Annotated in this window: 19 protein-coding genes and 1 pseudogene; 6 read left to right on the top strand and 14 right to left on the bottom strand. The window is 68.2% G+C overall.

Annotated features, from left to right (window positions below; all coding sequences use genetic code 11):
• The 11 genes and pseudogenes from RMO01_RS08210 to lspA all read right to left on the bottom strand — a co-directional run.
• Positions 1 to 461, bottom strand: a pseudogene (locus RMO01_RS08210) (protein translocase subunit SecF); the annotation flags it as partial.
• Between the two features lie 12 nt (positions 462 to 473).
• Positions 474 to 2,066, bottom strand: coding sequence for a protein translocase subunit SecD (gene secD, locus RMO01_RS08205; protein ID WP_309628559.1), 1,593 nt, complete (start codon positions 2,064 to 2,066; stop codon positions 474 to 476).
• A gap of 30 nt (positions 2,067 to 2,096) precedes the next feature.
• Entirely contained in the window at positions 2,097 to 2,414 is a 318-nt protein-coding gene (gene yajC, locus RMO01_RS08200) for a preprotein translocase subunit YajC (protein ID WP_309628558.1), read from the bottom strand.
• Between the two features lie 113 nt (positions 2,415 to 2,527).
• Positions 2,528 to 3,595, bottom strand: a complete 1,068-nt coding sequence (locus tag RMO01_RS08195; RefSeq protein ID WP_309628557.1) for a peptidoglycan DD-metalloendopeptidase family protein — start codon at positions 3,593 to 3,595, stop codon at positions 2,528 to 2,530.
• 102 nt (positions 3,596 to 3,697) lie between these two features.
• Positions 3,698 to 4,342, bottom strand: a complete 645-nt coding sequence (locus tag RMO01_RS08190) for a protein-L-isoaspartate(D-aspartate) O-methyltransferase (RefSeq protein ID WP_309628556.1) — start codon at positions 4,340 to 4,342, stop codon at positions 3,698 to 3,700.
• Positions 4,339 to 5,127, bottom strand: a complete 789-nt coding sequence (gene surE / locus RMO01_RS08185; RefSeq protein ID WP_309628555.1) for a 5'/3'-nucleotidase SurE — start codon at positions 5,125 to 5,127, stop codon at positions 4,339 to 4,341. The genes RMO01_RS08190 and surE overlap by 4 nt, the downstream gene beginning before the upstream one ends.
• 198 nt (positions 5,128 to 5,325) lie before the next feature.
• The gene (locus RMO01_RS08180) at positions 5,326 to 5,700 is read right to left on the bottom strand and encodes a hypothetical protein (RefSeq protein WP_309628554.1); all 375 of its coding nucleotides are present in this window, start codon (positions 5,698 to 5,700) and stop codon (positions 5,326 to 5,328) included.
• Positions 5,701 to 5,827: 127 nt separating this feature from the next.
• Complete coding sequence (gene serS, locus RMO01_RS08175; RefSeq protein WP_309628553.1) at positions 5,828 to 7,234, bottom strand: serine--tRNA ligase; 1,407 nt, start codon at positions 7,232 to 7,234, stop codon at positions 5,828 to 5,830.
• Positions 7,235 to 7,314: 80 nt separating this feature from the next.
• On the bottom strand, positions 7,315 to 7,764 hold the full coding sequence (locus RMO01_RS08170; RefSeq protein WP_309628552.1) for a PaaI family thioesterase: 450 nt from the start codon (positions 7,762 to 7,764) through the stop codon (positions 7,315 to 7,317).
• A gap of 198 nt (positions 7,765 to 7,962) precedes the next feature.
• Positions 7,963 to 8,529 (bottom strand): DUF3035 domain-containing protein, encoded by a 567-nt coding sequence (locus tag RMO01_RS08165; protein ID WP_309628551.1) that lies wholly within the window; start codon positions 8,527 to 8,529, stop codon positions 7,963 to 7,965.
• 72 nt (positions 8,530 to 8,601) lie between these two features.
• The gene (gene lspA / locus RMO01_RS08160; protein WP_309628550.1) at positions 8,602 to 9,108 is read right to left on the bottom strand and encodes a signal peptidase II; all 507 of its coding nucleotides are present in this window, start codon (positions 9,106 to 9,108) and stop codon (positions 8,602 to 8,604) included.
• Positions 9,109 to 9,218: 110 nt separating this feature from the next.
• Between lspA and RMO01_RS08155 the strand changes: the two genes are divergently transcribed.
• From RMO01_RS08155 to RMO01_RS08135, 5 genes are read left to right on the top strand one after another with little or no spacing between them, the layout of a single operon-like run.
• Positions 9,219 to 10,322 carry a DUF2855 family protein gene (locus tag RMO01_RS08155; RefSeq protein WP_309628549.1) on the top strand — a complete coding sequence of 368 codons (1,104 nt, stop codon included), beginning with the start codon at positions 9,219 to 9,221 and terminating at the stop codon, positions 10,320 to 10,322.
• 32 nt (positions 10,323 to 10,354) lie between these two features.
• Positions 10,355 to 11,224, top strand: a complete 870-nt coding sequence (locus tag RMO01_RS08150) for a TIGR01459 family HAD-type hydrolase (protein ID WP_309628548.1) — start codon at positions 10,355 to 10,357, stop codon at positions 11,222 to 11,224.
• A 38-nt stretch (positions 11,225 to 11,262) separates the two neighbouring features.
• Positions 11,263 to 11,718, top strand: a complete 456-nt coding sequence (locus tag RMO01_RS08145) for a MaoC family dehydratase (RefSeq protein WP_309628547.1) — start codon at positions 11,263 to 11,265, stop codon at positions 11,716 to 11,718.
• Positions 11,719 to 11,729: 11 nt separating this feature from the next.
• Positions 11,730 to 12,677 (top strand): bifunctional riboflavin kinase/FAD synthetase, encoded by a 948-nt coding sequence (locus RMO01_RS08140; protein WP_309628546.1) that lies wholly within the window; start codon positions 11,730 to 11,732, stop codon positions 12,675 to 12,677.
• Positions 12,674 to 13,339 carry a hypothetical protein gene (locus tag RMO01_RS08135; protein WP_309628545.1) on the top strand — a complete coding sequence of 222 codons (666 nt, stop codon included), beginning with the start codon at positions 12,674 to 12,676 and terminating at the stop codon, positions 13,337 to 13,339. Before RMO01_RS08140 ends, RMO01_RS08135 begins: the two co-directional genes overlap by 4 nt.
• 7 nt (positions 13,340 to 13,346) lie before the next feature.
• On the opposite strand, the gene RMO01_RS08130 is transcribed toward RMO01_RS08135, so the two are convergent.
• The 3 genes from RMO01_RS08130 to RMO01_RS08120 are packed head-to-tail and all read right to left on the bottom strand — an operon-like array spanning position 13,347 to position 15,030.
• Positions 13,347 to 13,907: a DUF3828 domain-containing protein gene (locus RMO01_RS08130; protein WP_309628544.1), complete on the bottom strand. Its 561-nt coding sequence runs from the start codon at positions 13,905 to 13,907 to the stop codon at positions 13,347 to 13,349.
• A 2-nt stretch (positions 13,908 to 13,909) separates the two neighbouring features.
• Positions 13,910 to 14,461, bottom strand: coding sequence for a DUF3828 domain-containing protein (locus RMO01_RS08125; protein ID WP_309628543.1), 552 nt, complete (start codon positions 14,459 to 14,461; stop codon positions 13,910 to 13,912).
• An 11-nt stretch (positions 14,462 to 14,472) separates the two neighbouring features.
• Complete coding sequence (locus RMO01_RS08120) at positions 14,473 to 15,030, bottom strand: DUF3828 domain-containing protein (RefSeq protein WP_309628542.1); 558 nt, start codon at positions 15,028 to 15,030, stop codon at positions 14,473 to 14,475.
• Between the two features lie 229 nt (positions 15,031 to 15,259).
• On the opposite strand from RMO01_RS08120, the gene ileS reads away from it, so the two are divergent.
• Positions 15,260 to 17,703: isoleucine--tRNA ligase (ileS, locus tag RMO01_RS08115; protein WP_309628541.1), on the top strand; the 2,444-nt coding region annotated here is incomplete at its 3' end.

Raw genomic sequence — 17,703 nt, 5'->3', positions numbered from 1 at the left:
GCCAGGATCCCGCTCTGGAACAGCTCGCCCGAAACCTTGGGGCCGACCACGTCCGCACGCTGGAAGGTCATGGGCCCGAGCGCGTCGACCAGGGCGGCCTTGACCTTGTCCACCGCCACCGCGGGCTCGCCGCCCTCGGGGGTCTGGAAGCGGATCATGGCCGTGGTCGGCTCGCCGAAGGCCTGAACCTGGACGTCGCCGATGTTCTGCGCCTCCAGAGTCTTCCGGGCCAGACTCAGATCCACAGCCTTGGGGGCCGTGGAAACCTCCAGCAGGGTTCCGCCCTTGAAGTCGATCCCGCAGTACAGGCCGCCGCACGGCGGCTGGAAGGGGAACAGGGTGAAGCCGAGCGACACCACCACCGCGACCGCCGAGACGAAGGCCGCGATGCGGGAAAACGCGACGAACCGGAAGTTCGTCTTGATCGGGAGCACCTTGATGAGAGGCCAGTACTTGGACATGTCGGCGTCTCCCTAAACGATCGGCAGGGTCTTGGGGCGAACCCGGCGGAACCAGATCGACAGCAGGAACTGGGTGATCACGACGGCCGAGAAGACAGACGTCAGGACGCCGATGGACAGGGTCCAGGCGAAGCCCCGGACCGGGCCGGACCCGAACTGGAACATGATCAGGGCCGCCAGGATCGTCGTGACGTTCGCGTCGATGATCGTCGTCATGGCGCGCGAGAAGCCCGCGTCCATGGCTGACAGCACCGGACGCCCGGACCTGAATTCGTCACGCATGCGCTCGTAGATCAGCACATTGGCGTCCACAGCCACCGCCAGGGTGAGAATCAGGCCCGCGATCCCCGGCAGGGTGAGGGTGGCCTGGGTGACCGACAGGGTGGCGACAATCAGCAGGCCGTTGACCAACAGGGCGATCACGGAAATCCCGCCGAACAGGAACCCGTAGGACAGCAGCATGAAGACCAGGATCGCCATGAAGCCGACGGCCGTGGAGATCTTGCCGGCCTGGACGGCGTCGGCGCCCAGTTCGGCGCCCACGGTCTGTTGCTGCTCGACGCTGAGGGGCGCCGGCAGGGCGCCGGCCCGCAGCAGGATGGCCAGGTTGTTGGCGCTCTCCGGCGTGAAGTTGCCACTGATCTGGCCAGAGCCGCCGGTGATGGCGCTCTGGATCACCGGGGCGGAGATGACCCGGTTGTCCAGCACGATGGCGAATCGCTTGCCGAGATTCTGGGCCGTGGCGTCGCCGAACCGGCGCGCGCCTTGGCCGTTGAAGCGGAAGTTGACGATCGCCTCGCCGGTCTGGGAGTCGAAGGCCTGACTGGCGTCGGTGAGCATTTCGCCGGTGACCAGGGCGCGCTTCTTCACCAGCAGGGCGCCACCCTCCTCGCTGGGCAGCAGCTGCGAGCCCGGCGGGATGCGGCCCGCGGCGGCCTCCTCCGGGGTGACGCTGTCGTCCACCATCTGGAAGGTGAGCTTGGCGGTCTGGCCAATGATGTCCTTGAGCTTCTCGGGATCGCTCTCGCCCGGCGCCTGGACGACGATGCGCTCGGCGCCCTGGCGGGTGATGGAGGGTTCGCGGGTGCCGAGGCTGTCGATGCGACGACGCACGACCTCGATGGACTGATCCACCGCCGTCGCGCCCATCGAATCCAGTGTCGCCTGGGTGAAGGCCAGGCGAACGCGGTCGGGACCGACACGCTGGACCTGACGTTCCGCCGCACCGCTGGCGTTCACAGGGCCGACGAGGGCCTGCAGCGCCGTGTAGGCCGCGTCCTGACGGGCCGGGTCGGCCAGGGTGACCACCGCGCCGCCCGCTTCACGCGAGATCTGGTTCGTGGCGATGCCGCCTTCGCGCAGAGCGACGCGGACATCCTCGATCAAATTGTCGATACGCTTGGTGCGCATCGCCTCCACGTCGACTTCGAGCAGCAGGTACGACCCGCCCTGCAGGTCGAGGCCCAGGTTCAGCGCGTTCTTGGGCAGCCAGCCGGGCAGAGCCGCCCGCTGCGCCGGAGACAGGGCGTTCGGGAAGGCCAGCAGCACGCCGAAGACGAGCGACAGGACGACAAGGATGACTTTCCAGCGCGACAGCTGAATCATGGACGGTGTTCCGGTTCAGCGAGCCGAGGCTCAGGCCTTGGCGTCGTTCGCGGCGATGGCGGTGCGGTTGCGCACCTCGGCGATCATGCCCTTGACCACCCGCACGTTGACGCTGGGCGCGATCTCGATGTTGACCTCGGCCTCTTCGACGCGGGTGACCTTGCCGATCATGCCCGATGACAGGACGACGGTGTCGCCGCGCTTCACGGCCGCGATCAGGGCGGCATGTTCCTTGGCGCGCTTCTGCTGCGGACGGATCAGCAGGAAGTAGAACAGCACGAAGATCGCGACGAACGGCAGGAACTGCACGATCATGGCCACCAGGCCGCCTTCACCAGTGGGTGTCATTTGGTTGGTCCCCGGGGGATGAGGCAGCCGCTTGCGGGCGCCCGTTTAAAACAAGGCGCGGAACCTAGGGCCGGGACTCCGGGATTGCAACGCGGCGTGATGGATCGGCTTCGCTACCGTGGCAAAACAGTCAACGGATCGATGGCCACCGGCTCGTCGCCCTGCATCCGCCGGGTCTCGAAGTGGATCGAGGGACGACCGTCGCCCGCCGTCAGGCCCACGGTGCCGATCTGCTGGCCCGCACGCACGTCGGCGCCGTCGTCGACCGTCGCCGAACCCAGATGGCCATAGACGGTCCGCCAGCCGTCGCGGTGGATGATCAGGACCGTCAGCCCCTGCCCCACCAGATCGCCGACATAGGCCACGCGGCCGCCGGCTGCGGCGTTGACCGGCTCACCGGCGCCCGCGCCGATGTTGATGCCGTTGTTGCGCTCGCCCAGACCCACGGGTCCGAAGCGGCGCACGACCTCGCCCCGGACCGGCCACTGGAAGGCGGCGCCTGCGGGCGCGACGCCGGTCGATCCGGTCGCTGCGGGCTGGCGCGGCGGCGGCGGCGCGGACGGATTGCCGGACGGCGGCGGAGGCGGCGGGGGAATCACCCCGTTCTCGGGCACCATGACGCCGACGGGCGCGGGACCGGTCGCATAGGGATCAGGACCGGTGTCCAGCGCGCTGTCGGGCAGGATGATCGACTGGCCCACGGTGATCGCGCCGCGCGGCCCCAGACCGTTGAGGTCGATCAGGTTCTGCACCGGCGTCTGGAAGCGACGCCCGACGCCGGAGATCGTGTCGCCCGGCTGGATGACATAGGCCGCGCCGGCGCTGACGCTCATCGGCGCGCTGGGCGTCACATAGGACGGCGAGGTCGCGGGCGGCGGCGGGGCGTAGGCCGGGGGGTTGTAGGCCGGCGGCGGCGGATAGTTGTTCGAGGCCGACGACGACGGCGGCGGCAGAGCTCCGCCCTCGATCCGCTCGGTCGGCGCGGTCAGGGGCGGCGGCGCCTCATAGACCGGCGGCTGGGGGGGGGCGCCATAGGGATCGACCGGCCGCGCGCCGGGCGCGCCATAGCCCTCCATCGGTCGGGTCGAATACCGCGGAGCTTCCGGATAGCTGGCGCAGGCCGTGGCCGCCATGCCTGCGAAGGCGATCGCCGCCGCCCTGATCCAGTTAGAAATGCGCATCCGCCGCTCCCCGTTCACCTTGTTCGACATGCCCCGCCGAAGCCCATAAGCCAACCCGCCAAAGCGCGCGAAAGTGGGGCGGAGAGGTTAACGGGGCCCCGGCTACCCCTCCTTGGCCGTCCCCTCGACCAGGGGCACGAACCGGACCTCGCACAGGCTCTCGCGCCTGAACGACCCGTCCTCCTGCCCAGTATAGCGATGCAGCATCTGCACCGAAGTCCGGCCCACAGGCGCGACCAGCACCCCGCCCGGCTTCAGCTGTTTCAGCAACTCGGTCGGCTCGGTCGGCGAGGCGGCCGTGACCATGATCCGGTCGAACGGCGCCTGTTCCGGCCAGCCAAGTCCGCCGTCGGAGTGTCTGGTGATGACGTTGTCGATCTCCAGCCGCCGCAACCGGCCTTCGGCCTCCACCAGCAGGCTGCGATAGCGTTCGACGGAATAGACATAGCGGGCCAGCCGCGACAGCACCGCGCACTGGTAGCCGCTGCCCGTACCAATCTCGAGCACCCGGTGGCGCGGTTCGACCTCCAGCGCCTGGGTCATCAAGCCGACGATATAGGGCTGGCTGATCGTCTGGGCGCAGTCGATCGGCAGGGCCTGATCCTCCCAGGCCTGATCGAGGAATTTCTCGTGCACGAACACGGCGCGGTCGATCGATTCCATCGCCGCCAGCACCCGGGGATCGGTGACCCCCTGCTGCCGCAGCGACAGGATCAGCCGCCCCGCCCTGTCGTCCTTGAGGTTCATCCCGCCAGCGACCTCGGCGGCGCCCCGCCCAGGACGCCCTTCAGGTCATGGACGCTGGCCCTGTGCGTCAGGTCGATATGCAGGGGCGTGACCGAGATCCTGCCGTCGTCCATGGCCCGCAGGTCGGTCCCCGGCGCATGGTCCTGTTTCGTGCCGCGGAAGCTCATCCAGTAATAGTCGCGCCCGCGCAGGTCGGTGCGCTTGACCGCATGCATCTCTCCGGCCTGGCGGAAGCCCTGCACGGTCACCTCGACCGCCTTCACATCCTCCGGCGGGCGGGCGGGGAAGTTCAGGTTCATCACCACCCCGTCCTGCCAGGTCTCGGCCAGCAGACGGCTGATGATCGGCGGGGCAAAGGCCTCGGCCGTCTCCCAGTGGGCGGTGACCTCGTCGTGGAACCGCTCCAGCGACTGGGACAGGGCGATCGACCGGATCCCGAAGGCCATCCCCTGCAGCGCACCCGCGACCGTGCCGGAATAGGAGCAGTCCTCGCCCACATTGTGCCCGCGATTGACGCCCGACAGCACGAGATCCGGCTTGGAATCCATCAGGTCGTTGACGGCCAGGACCACACAGTCGGTCGGCGTCCCCGTGACCGAGAACCGCTTGTCGCCAAACCGGTTGACCCGCAGCGGCTCGGTCAGGGTGATCCCCCGCCCCTTGCCCGACTGTTCCTCGTGCGGCGCGACGATCCAGACGTCGTCGGATAGCGTCCGCGCGATCCGCTCCAGACAGGCCAGGCCCTCGGCCTCGATGCCGTCGTCGTTGGTCAGCAGGATGCGCATTTTATCTTTCGTCATTCCGGGCGAAGCGCAGCGGAGACCCGGAACCCAGCGGCGCCGAAGCGAAGCGAAGGCGAAATGTCTCAGCGAGCGCGTGCGCGACAGTTTCGCGCTCTCGCGCGCCGCTGGGTTCCGGGTCTGCGGCGCTGCGCGCCTCCGCCCGGAATGACGAAAACGGGGCTGATCCGCAAGGGCAGCCGACTATTGGATGACGGCGATGTCCGTGCCGAGAATCACGAAGGCGCCCTCGCACTCGTTGCGCAGGACCGATCCCTCGTACTCATAGCGGTCGCCCGGCAGGTCGTCGGACCATTCCATCGTCGTGCCTGTGACGCGCACCTTCTGGCGGCCGATGGTCGAGGCCGACATCCGTTGCAGGTCGCGCGGCAGGGACCCGGAGATGCAGGGTCGACGCGTGCCTGCGCGATAGCGGTTCTCGCTCTCGATCAGCTGGAATTCCTCGCCGGAAAAGTTGATCCAGCCCTCGAACGTCGTCGGGGTCGGGGCGGGCTGGACCTCGGCCACGGGCGCGGCGGCGGACAGCGACAGGGCCAGGGCGGCGGCGATCAGGCTCATGGAGCAACTCCTGTTCGAGCGGCCTCGCAGGCGGCGAGGCGCAGGCTTCCTCGGGTGGAACGAAGATAGGACGCCGCCGATCCCCGATCCACCTTACGCCCGATCACAAAACCGGTGAGCGCCGGCCTCAACCGACGTGCGTCGCCCCGCCCATATAGGGCAGCAGGGCCGCCGGCACGGCGATCTTCCCGCCCTCGTCCTGATAGTTCTCCATGATCGCCACCAGGGTCCGCCCGACGGCCAGGCCCGAGCCGTTCAGGGTGTGAACGAACTCCGGCTTGCCTTCCTTGCGCTTGAACCGCGCGTCCATCCGCCGGGCCTGGAAGTCCCCGCAGTTCGAGACCGAGCTGATTTCGCGATAGGTCCCCTGCGACGGCAGCCAGACCTCGAGGTCGAACGTCTTCTTCGCCGAGAAGCCCATGTCGCCCTTGCACAGCAGCATCCGGCGATAGGGCAGCTCCAGCTTCTGGAGCACCGCCTCGGCGCAGGTCGTCATCCGCTCGTGTTCCTCGTCGGACTTGTCCGGCGTGGTGATGGAGACCAGTTCGACCTTGTGGAACTGGTGCTGGCGGATCAGCCCCCGCGTATCCCGCCCCGCCGACCCCGCCTCGGCCCGGAAGCACGGCGTTAGGGCCGTCAGCCGCAGCGGCAGTTCCTCCTCTAGCGTGATCTGCTCACGCACGAGGTTGGTCAGGGAGACTTCGGCGGTGGGGATGAGCCAGTGCCGACGAGCCAGCGCCTCATAGGACGGCACACCCAATAGCGTTTCGCCGTCCTCGTTGATGATCTTCGTCAGCGTCGGCGCGTAGACTCCGCTGGACGCTTGGGAAAAGTCCCACGTGTCAAAATCAATGAAGCTGGAAGCGAAGAACAGGTCGTTCTGGAACTTCGGCAACTGCCCCGTCCCGAACATCGCCTCATCGCGCACCAGATACGGCGGATTGACCTCCAGATAGCCGTGCTCGGTCGTCTGCACGTCGAGCATGAACTGGCCGACGGCGCGTTCCAGCCGCGCCAGCCCGCCCTTCAGAACCGCAAACCGCGCGCCCGACATCCGCGCCGCCGCCTCGAAGTCCAGCAGCCCCATGGCCTCGCCCAGGTCGGCGTGATCCTTGGCCGGTCCACCCGCGCGCGGCGTGCCCCAGCGCGAGGTCTCGACATTGCCCGCCTCGTCCTCGCCGTCCGGCACGTCGTCGGCCGCGAGGTTCTTCTGCGCCGCCAGGAGACCGCGCAATTCGGCCCCCTTGGCCGCCTCGATCTCGCCGTGGCTCGCGATGTCGCCCTTCAGCGTCTCCACCTCGGCCTTCAGCCGGTCAGCCTCCTCCATGTCCTTGCGGCCCATCGCGGCGCCGATCAATTTGGAGGCCGCATTGCGCTTGGCCAGCGCCTCCTGCCCCGCCGTCTGGGCGGCGCGCAGTTCGGTATCGAGGCTCAGGATCTGCTCAACGAGCGCCTGCGCATCCTCCACGCCGCGCGACGACCAGCCGGCGACGAAGTGGCCGGGGTTGTCTCGAATGGCTCGGATATCGTGCATGGCGCGGTCTTTGGGGCAGGCTTCAGGGAAGCGGATGCTCTAGCGGGCGTCGCCGGATGGGGCAAACCTCCCGGGCGCGCCTACCCGACTTCCATTACCAGACAGGTCGAGGTCGCCGTCGCATACAGTTTGCCGTCGAGGCCCTTCAGGTCCGCTTCCGCGAAACCCGCGCGCCGGCCGATCTGCACGATCCGTCCCTCGGCCCTGACCGGCACCCCCTCGGTCAGGGCGCGGTGGAAGACCGTCTTGATCTCCAGCGTCGTATAGGCCTGCCCCGGCTTCAGCATCGAATGCACGGCGCAGGCGCAGGCCGAATCGAGCAGGGTCGCCATCCAGCCGCCGTGCACCGTGCCGATCGGATTGTAGACGGCTCGGGTCGGCGTGGCCTCGAACACCACCCTCCCCTCCTCGACCGCGGTCATGCGGTAGTCGAGCGTCCGCGCGATCGGCGCGGCGTTCCGGTCCTCGAGGAAGCTGAGCCGCAACTGTTCGACGCCGGACAGGTGGCTGAGTGAGCGAAGATAGGTCATGCGAAGGGTCCCGGAAGAGGTCCGTTTGCAATAAGGACTGTCTAAGGCCCGAGGCAAGCCAATCCTCCCCCGCTGGGGGAGGGGGACCACGAAGTGGTGGAGGGGGCTAGCCGCACATGCCGGAGTCCGGGTTAAGCCCCCTCCGTCACGTCGCGAAGGCGCGCCGCGCCACCTCCCCCAACGGGGGAGGAATAGTTCTTACAGACCCGGCAGCTTGAACCCGCTCGAGCGACGGGGCGCGATCACGATCGTGCTCTGCGTGCCGGTCAGCGCCTGCAGGCGAGCGTTCTCGCTGGCGGCGTCGATGGTGACGGCGCCCTGGGCGGTCTGGGTCTGGGTCGGGGCCTGGGTGGCCGCGTCGTCGCGACGCCAGAACAGGATGCGGTTGGCGAAGCTTTCTTCCTTGTGCGCCAGATCGCCGAACTCGTCGTCGATGACATAGCGGGCCAGGGGGTCGGCGCGATCGGCGCCGGCCGCGGTGACCAGGGCCTGTTCCCCCGGCGTCCGGGTCACGGCCTGACGCTGACCCAGCAGGATCTGGCGGGCGGCGCTTTCCGGAGCGAGCTCCTGCGGGCGCGGCTGGCCCGGCGCGGGCGGACGCAGGCCGTATTCCGGCGGCACGGTCAGCGGGGCGGAGGACACGGTCAGAAACTCGTCCGGCACGACCTTGGTCAGGCCGATGGACTGGCGCAGGCCCCCACAGGCGGTCAGGGCGACGGCCGAGACGGCGATGGCGGAAACGGTCAGGATACGGGCGGTTCGCATGGGTCGGTTCGGCTCCGGCGCGGATTCAGCGCCCAGGTCAGACGAGTGTGTAGTGCAGGAAAGAGCGGGTGATTACGCCTTTTCGTGGGCCGCGCCAACGGCCGGCTTCCGTTCCGACCTCACGCTGTCGATAATCAGCAGCAGGACGCCGATGTTGATGGCGCTGTCGGCGACGTTGAAGACCCAGGGGAACACCCCCGTGCCCGAAAAATCGATGAAGTCCACGACATAGCCGTACTGGATCCGGTCGATGGCGTTGCCCAGGGCGCCGCCGATGACCAGGCCGATCGCGGCGATCAGGGTGCGACGTTCGGCTTTCAGGGCCCACCAGCCGAGGAAGCCCGCCACGACCAGGGGGAAGAGGCTGAGTATCCACCGTCCCGAGCCGCCGCCGAACAGGCCGAAACTGACGCCGTCGTTCTCGACATAGGAAAAGTTCAGGATCGGCGGGGCGATCAGCACCCGACCGACCTCGCGCAGGTCCAGGCCTTCCAGGATCCAGAACTTGGTCAGCTGGTCGAGCACGATGACGAAGAGGGCGAAGCCGTAGGCGGCCCAGGCGATGCGGGGGATCTTCATGGGCGTCCGGTTAGCAGGCCCGGCGCCCGCCGCCAACGCCCGCTGCGACCCTTCTCCTACGTCAACCGGATTTGCCGCTACGGTCGTCGACAAACCACCGGGAGAGCGCCATGTCCGACACCGACCGCCGCCTGATGACCCTGAAGTCGTCCCTGCGCGAGACCCTGATCGCGCCGAACCCCGCCCCGACAGATCTCGCCGAGGGCGAGGTCGTCCTGGCTCTGGACCGGTTCTCCCTGACGACCAACAACATCACCTACGCCGCCTATGGCGACGCCATCGGCTACTGGAAGGTCTTCCCGACCGGCGACGACGCCTATGGCATGATGCCCGTCTGGGGCTTCGCCGACGTCGCGGCCTCCCGCGCCCCAGGCGTCGAGGTCGGCGCCCGGGTCTTCGGCTATTTCCCGATGGCCGACACCCTTCTGGTCCAGGCTGAAAAGGTCAGCCGGGGCGGATTCGCCGACGCCTCGCCGTGGAGAAAGGCCGTGCCCGACATCTACAACCGCTATGTCCTGTGCGCCGCCGACCGCCACTATTCCCCGGCGCTGGAGAACGCCGAGGCCCTGTTCCGGCCCCTGTTCGTGACCTCCTACACGACCGTCGACTTCCTGCGCGACGCCGGCTTCTTCGGCGCGAAACGAATCGTCGTCTCCAGCGCCTCGTCCAAGACCGCCTATGGCGCCGCCCACTGTCTGGCCGCCGACGATGTGGAACTGGTCGCCCTGACCGGCGCCCGCAACCGCGCCTTCGTGGAAGGGCTCGGCGCCTATGGGGCCGTCCACGGATATGACGAGGTCGAACGCCTGCCGACCGGTGTCCCGACCCTCTATCTCGACCTCGCCGGCGACGCGGACCTGCGCCGCCGCGTCCACGCGCATTTCGGCGATGACCTGAAATACGACTGCCTCGTCGGCTCGACCCAAAGCGACAGCTTCACCATGGACGATCCGGCTCTGGTCGGGCCGAAGCCGGTCTTCTTCTTCGCCGCCACCTGCCTGGACCGGCACCGCGAGCGCGGCACGCTGCACGCCTTCTACGACCGCTTCCTCGCCGACCAGGCCGCCTTCTTCGAGCGCGTCGTCGACCCCGCCTCGCCGTGGATCCGCATCGTCGAGCATCACGGGCTGGAGGCCGCCGCCCTCGTCGTCCGCGACCTCGCCGACGGCGTCTCCGACGCGGCCGAGGGCGCCATCATCCGCATCGCACGCTAGCCCCTGAAGCCCGCCCGCCCTATTCAGGGGCCATGACCCAGCCCCACGCTCTCCCCGGCCTGTCCTCCGTCGCCGCCGACTATGACGTCCTGCTCTGCGACGTCTGGGGCGTGATCCACAATGGCCGCGAGAGCTGGCCCGAGGCCTGCGAGGCCCTGACGAAGTTCAATGAACAGGGCGGCCACGTCGTCCTGATCTCCAACTCGCCCCGGCCGGCGTCCGATGTCATCGCCCAGCTCGACGGCCTCGGCGTCCCGCGCGACAGCTGGAAGGCCTTCGTCACCTCGGGCGACGCCACCCGGATGGAGCTGGCCCGCCGCGCCCCCGGCCCGGCCCTGATCATCGGCCCCGCCCGCGACGACATCCTCTACGAAGGCCTGGACCTGGAGCGCGCGACCGGCGTCGCCGACGCCGCCTTCCTGTCGGTCACCGGCATGATCGACGACGAGACCGAGACGCCCCAGCACTATGCCGAACAGCTGACCGAGGCGGCCGCCCGCGATCTCGAGCTGATCTGCGCCAACCCCGACCGCATCGTCCAGCGCGGCGACAGGATCATCTACTGCGGCGGCGCCTTGGCCGATGTCTACGAATCGCTCGGCGGCCGGGTGACCATGGCCGGCAAGCCCTACGGCCCGATCTACGCCCTGGCCCTGACCGAGGCGGAACAACTGATGGGCCGCCCCGTCGACCGCTCCCGCGTCCTCTGCATCGGCGACGGCGTCATCACCGACGTCTTGGGCGCCAACCAGCAGGCGCTTGACTGCCTGTTCATCGCCCAGGGCATCCACGGCGACGCCGCCCGGGGCGACGACGGCCTGATCGACCCCGCCCGCGCCGCCGCCCTCCTGACGCCGGAGACGGCTTACGCCCGCTACGCCGCCCTGGACCTGAAGTGGTAGTCCTCGCCAAATCGGTGCGGCGCAGCTAACACCGCGCGATGAACACCGGACCTCACCCCTCGGGCGGCTACATCCTCGAAGAACTCTCGCCCGGCATGGTGGCCGTCAAGGACGTGATCATCACCGAGGAGCGCATCCAGCAGTTCGCCGAGGCCTCCGACGATTTCAACCCGGTGCACATGGATGAGGCCTTCGCGTCGAAAACCGCCTATCGCGGCCGGATCGCCCACGGCCTGCTCTCGGCCTCGTTCGGCTCGGCCGTGGTCGGCACCATCCTGCCGGGCGCAGGCGCCATCTACCTCTCGCAGTCCCTGGCCTTCCACAAGCCGGTCCGGATCGGCGATGTGGTGACCGCAAAGATCACCGTGGCCTCGGTGGACCCCGAATCCGCCCGCGTCATCCTGCGCACCGAAGGCTATGTCGGCGGCGAGATGATCATGGAGGGCGAGGCCACTGTGCGCGTCCCCCGCCGCCGCCGTCCCGCCAGGGACTGACCAGACCCGCCGTGTCCATCGACATCATCCGCGACTGGCGCGACCTGCCCGCCTCGCAACGGGGCGCCGCCGCCGCGCTCGGCGCCTTCGACGGCGTCCACCGGGGCCACCAGGCCGTGATCGCCTCGGCCCGCGAGGCCGCCGAGCGCCTGGGCGCCCCCCTCGCCGTCGTCAGTTTCGACCCGCATCCGCGCCGATGGTTCCAGCCCGAGGCCGCCCCCTTCCGCCTGATGACGTCCGGCCAGATGGCCAGCGCCCTCGAATCTCTGGGCGTCGACCGCCTCTACCTCCTGCCCTTCGACGCGGACATGGCCGCCATGTCGGACGAGGCCTTCGCCGGCGACGTTCTCGCAGGCGGCCTTGGCCTGACCCACGCCTCGGTCGGGTTCGACTTCACCTACGGCAAGGGCCGCACCGGCTCGCCCGACGCCCTCGCCCGCATCGGCCGCCAGCTCGGCTTCTCGGTCGCGGTCACGGAACGCGTTGACGACAGGGGCGGGCTGAAACTGTCCTCCAGCGCCGTGCGCGAGGCCCTGAACGCCGGCGACATGGCTCGCGCCGCCGCCATCCTCAGCCGCCCCTTCGCCATCGAGGGCGAGGTCGTCCACGGCGAAAAACGCGGCCGCACCATCGGCGTGCCCACCGCCAACGTGCGCCTCGGCGACTACATGCGCCCCGCCTACGGGGTCTACGCCACCCGCACCCGCCTGCCCGACGGCCGCATCATCGACGGCGTCGCCAACCTCGGCGTCCGTCCGATGTTCGAGATCGCCGAGCCCCTGCTGGAGATCTGGCTGTTCGACTTCGCCGAGGACCTCTACGGCCAGACCATCGAGACCGACCTCGTCGCCCTGCTGCGCGGCGAGATGAATTTCGACAGTCTGGACGCCCTCAAGACCCAGATCGACAGCGATGCAAAGATGGCTCGAATCGTCTTGAACGGAGGAGACGCAGCATGAATTTCGACCGGCCCGCCCTGCCCGCGATTTCCACAATGATCCTGGCGGCCTTCCTCAGCACCTCCCTGTCCGGCTGCGTGACCGGCGTCGTGATGGCCGCCGCCTCCCTTGATAGGGCTCGGCAAGAGCGTCAGGCGCAAAGGCTCAGCCAGCCCGCCCCGGGCGAGTACGCCTGGGCGACAGCGCCGGGCGTCCAGGTCACTGGAGTCTTCCGACTTTCGACACCCAAGGCCCGGCCGGTTCCCGGGGGTGTCCAGAACGGGCCACGCGAAGTCCTCACGTGCGAGGGTCATCGGGTTCGCCTCATACCCGACACGCCCCATTCCCGTTTCGTGCTGGCGGATAATTTCGAACTTCAGGTCGCGCCGGGCGGCTTTTGGCGGAACGGTTTCGTTGCGCTTGAATGGGAATGGCCGTCCGTCTCGGCTTCCGTCGTTCGCGAGACGCGCTGCACGACTGACGGAGCGTTCACCTTTGACAATGTCCCGGACGGCGAGTGGCTGATCATGGCCGAGATCAATCCCCCGTCGTACGACGGCGGCGAGAGCGTCACAGATACAGTGCTAAGGGCCGTCACCATTCAGGGCCGCAGCCGCCCCGTCCATCTCGACATTCAGATCGGAGGCAAAGACGACGTCAATGGCGTGATCCAACGCTTCTGATCAGGCCTCACCCCGCCGCCTCGGCCACCGCCATCAGGGTGTCGTGCAGCGATGTCGTGCCGTCGATGATATCGTCGACCTTCCAGTTCGGCCCCTCGCGCACCAGTTTGAGCTTCAGGTTTTTCGGCTCGCCCATATTGGTGAAGGCGACATTGGCCTCGGCATTGTTCGGGTCCGACTGGGCCACGGCCGTCGCCGTGACGACGAAATCGCCCTGGTCCTGACAGGCGCAGAAGGGGTCGTAGTTCAGGGACGGGACCTCGCCGTTCGCCGCCCGGAAATCGGCGCCGATCAGGGCGTTCATCGTGCGCGAGAACATCGGGTCCTGCCCCGGCGCCGGCTGTTCGCCCTGTGGCCCGCCATTGACATACTGGGCGTAGATCGTCCGCACGAAGGCCTCGGGGCTCTCGCCGGCGGCGGCATAGACCTGGTCGCGCGAGACCGGCCCGGTGGGGGCCGTCGCGCCCGCCGTGGCGGAGGCCGAGGCGCTCGCAGGCTCCTTGGCCGCCTCTCCCTGCGAACAGGCGGCGAGGGTCATCGCGGCGACAGACGTCAGGAACAGGCGCATCGTCATTCTCCGCTGAACGCGTTGGGATCGGCCTTCACCTCGGCGATCCAGGCTTTGAGGCGCTGGACCAGCGGCTCCTGGGGGAACTCGCCCATGTCCTGATAGGTCATGTCGTCGATCTTCCACTGACCGCCTTCGCGCACCAGGCGGTAGGTCTTGCGGTGGACGGCGTTGCCCGGTTCCGCGAAGGACTGGACCACGGCGACGTCGGCGCTGTCCGGCCCGGTGGAGACAGCCGTGACGCTATCCAGCACCGGCGTGCCGTCCTGACAGTCGCAGATCGGCTGAGCCTCGAAGAAGCCGACAAAGCCCTCGGGCGTCAGTTTTTCGGTCTCTTCGATCAAGGCGCGCGTCCGCGCCGAGAACAGGGCGTTCTCGTCGCCTTCAGGAAGGTCGCCCGGCCCGTAGAGCGCGCGAACATAGGCGTCCGGCGACTGGTCCGTTGCGGCGCTGGCGGCCGTCGCGGTTGTCGCAGCCTCAGCCTCGGACTTGCCCTCGGCCGAACAGGCGGCCAGCGCCATCGCGGCGGCGCCAAGCAGCAGGGTCTTCATCATGGTCGTCGCTCTCACTGGTCTTCCTCCGGCATCGACTTCATCTCTGCGGTCGAGGCCATCAGCCCCTCGACCATATTCGGTTCGCCGGCGAGCATATGCCCCTGACCCCAGGCGATGTCGTCGACCGCCCACTGACCGTCCTCGCGCACCAGTTTCAGTGTCTGGCGCACGGTCTCCGGCGGCTCGCCGTTGACGAAGACTACCGCCGCGTCGGCGCTGTCCGGCCCGGTCGGCGTCACAACCAGAGATGTCACACGCAGGTTCTGCCAGTCCTGACAGGCGCAGATCGGATCGGCGCCGAGATAGCCGACCCCCTGCGCCACTTCGAAATTCTCGTCCCACAGATCCTTCGTGCGGGCCGACCAGACGCCGCCCGACTGGCCCGACTGCACGGCGGGATCGTCGTGATAGACGGCGTAGAGTTCGCGCACGAAGCTGTCGGCCCCCTCGGCCTGGGCCGGCGTCGTCAGGGCGGCCGCCGCCGCGCTCTCGGCAGGCCTGGCCTCGCAGGCCGCCAGCGGCGCAGCCGTCAGCACGGCGCAAACCAGGCCCGTCAGTCTGATACCCATCGACATTTCCCCTCCGCAGCCTCCCTGCGTGAAAGCGACGTTACCGAAACCCCGCGCTTTTCCCAGCCCCCGCGCCCTGATAGGACCCTTCCATGGACGCGCGCCGGATCATTCCGATCGAGATTAGCCGCCCGGCGTAGCGCCGACGGGGCTTCACCGCCTCCGCGCCCGCCGGGATCTGCAGCCGACCTCACCCCGACGCCCAATAGAATTGCTTGAGACCGACCTCATGGCCGACGACGCCCAAACTCCCGAATCCGCCACCCGCGACTACCGCGAGACCGTCTTCCTGCCGGAGACGCCCTTCCCGATGCGCGGCGGCCTTCCGCAAAAGGAACCGCTGATCCTGGAACAGTGGGGCGACCTCTATTCGACCCTGCGCGCCCGGCGTCAGGCCGAGAAGGCGCCGCTCTACGTCCTCCACGACGGCCCGCCCTACGCCAACGGCGACATCCATATCGGCCACGCCCTGAACAAGACGCTGAAGGACTTCGTGGTCCGCAGCCGGTTCCTGCTGGGCTACGATGTCGACTTCGTGCCCGGCTGGGACTGCCACGGCCTTCCGATCGAGTGGAAGATCGAGGAACAGTACCGCGCCAAGGGCCGCCGCAAGGACGAGGTCTCCAAGGCCGAGTTCCGCGCCGCCTGCCGCACCTACGCCGCCGGCTGGATCGAGGTTCAGAAGGCCCAGTTCCTGCGCCTCGGCATCACCGGCGATTTCGACAACCGCTACGCCACGATGGACTACGGCTCCGAGGCCGCCATCGTGAAGGAGTTCCACAAGTTCAAGAACTCGGGCCAGCTGTATCGCGGCTCCAAGCCCGTCATGTGGTCGCCGGTCGAGCGCACCGCCCTGGCCGACGCAGAGATCGAGTATCACGACCACGTCTCGCCCACGATCTGGGTCAAGTTCCCTGTCATCGCCGCCACCGACGACCACCCCGACGACCTGCTGGCCTTCCGCCACCAAACCCCGGCCGTCGTCATCTGGACGACCACGCCCTGGACCATCCCGGCCAACCGCGCGATCAGCTACGGCCCCGAGATCGCCTATGGCCTGTATGAGGTCACGGCCATGGAACAGGATCTGGAGTTCCAGCCCTGGGCCAAACCGGGCGACAGGCTGATCCTCGCCGACAAGCTGGCGGAAGAGGTCTTCAAGGCGGCGAAGATCGCGACCTGGACGCGTCTGGACGACCTCAACCCGTCCGGCCTCGTCTGCGCCCATCCGCTGGCGGAGCTGGACGACGGCTACCGCTTCAACGTGCCCCTGCTCGACGGCGACCACGTCACCGACGACGCGGGCACCGGCTTCGTCCACACCGCGCCGGGCCACGGCGCGGACGACTATGAGGTCTGGAAGGCCCACGGTCATCACGAGGTGCCCGACACGGTCGACCCGGACGGCGCCTACTACCCCTCCGTCCCCCTGTTCGCCGGCCTCAAGGTGCTGGAGACCGAGGGCAAGAAGACCGGCAAGTTCGGCTCGGCCAACCCCGCCGTGATGGACAAGCTGATCGAGGCCGGAACCCTGCTGGCGCGCGGCCGGCTGGAACACTCCTATCCGCACAGCTGGCGCTCCAAGGCCCCGGTGATCTTCAGGAACACGCCCCAGTGGTTCATCCGCATGGACCAGTCGCTGGACCACGCCGACGGCGCGACCCTGCGCGAAACGGCCCTGACTTCCATCGACCAGACCGACTTCCACCCCGCCGCCGGCAAGAACCGCATCCGTTCGATGGTCGAGGGCCGCCCCGACTGGCTGATCAGCCGCCAGCGCGCCTGGGGCACGCCGCTCGCCATGTTCGTCGACAAACACACCGGCCACCCCCTCCATGACGCAGAGGTCGACGCCCGCATCGTCGCCGCCATCGAACTGGGCGGCGCCGACGCCTGGTACACCAAGCCCGACAGCGACTTCCTCGGCCTGCACGACCCGGCCAACTATGAGAAGATCGAGGACATCCTCGACGTCTGGTTCGACTCGGGCTGCACCCACGCCTTCGCGCTGGAGACCCGCGACCCGGCCCACGGCTACACCGGCGACCGCCCGTCCCACTGGCCCGCCAACCTCTATCTCGAGGGCTCGGACCAGCACCGCGGCTGGTTCCAGTCCAACCTGCTCGAAGGCTCCGGCACCCGGGGGCGCGCGCCCTATGATGCGGTCCTGACGCATGGCTTCACCCAAGATGAAAACGGGGAGAAGATGTCCAAGTCGAAGGGCAATACGACCAACCCTGCCGTCATTATCAAGGAGTCCGGAGCCGACATCCTGCGTCTGTGGGTGGCCCTGGTCGACTATGCCGAGGACCAGCGGATCGGGAAACAGATCCTCCAGACCACGGTTGATGCCTATCGCAAGCTTCGGAACACCGTCCGCTATCTGCTGGGGGCCCTTGAAGGCTTCGACGAGGCCGAGCGCCTGACCGATCTCGACCAGATGCCGCCGCTTGAGGCCTTCATCCTGCATCGCCTGCACGAACTGGATGGCCAGGTGCGTCAGGCCTATGCGGAGTACCGTTTCCAGGATGTGGTCCGTCCGGTGCTGGAGTTCTGCTCCAACGACCTGTCGGCCCTGTATTTCGATATCCGCAAGGACAGCCTCTACTGCGACCGGCCCGACGCCATCCGTCGCCGTGCTGCGCGTACGGTGATGGACGAGGTCTTCATGCG

This window comes from Brevundimonas sp. (genome assembly GCF_031412435.1).
In the GTDB taxonomy this organism is placed as follows: domain Bacteria; phylum Pseudomonadota; class Alphaproteobacteria; order Caulobacterales; family Caulobacteraceae; genus Brevundimonas.
The sequence above is the reverse complement of the archived record's forward strand: the minus strand, read 5'-3'. Positions and strand labels throughout refer to the sequence as shown.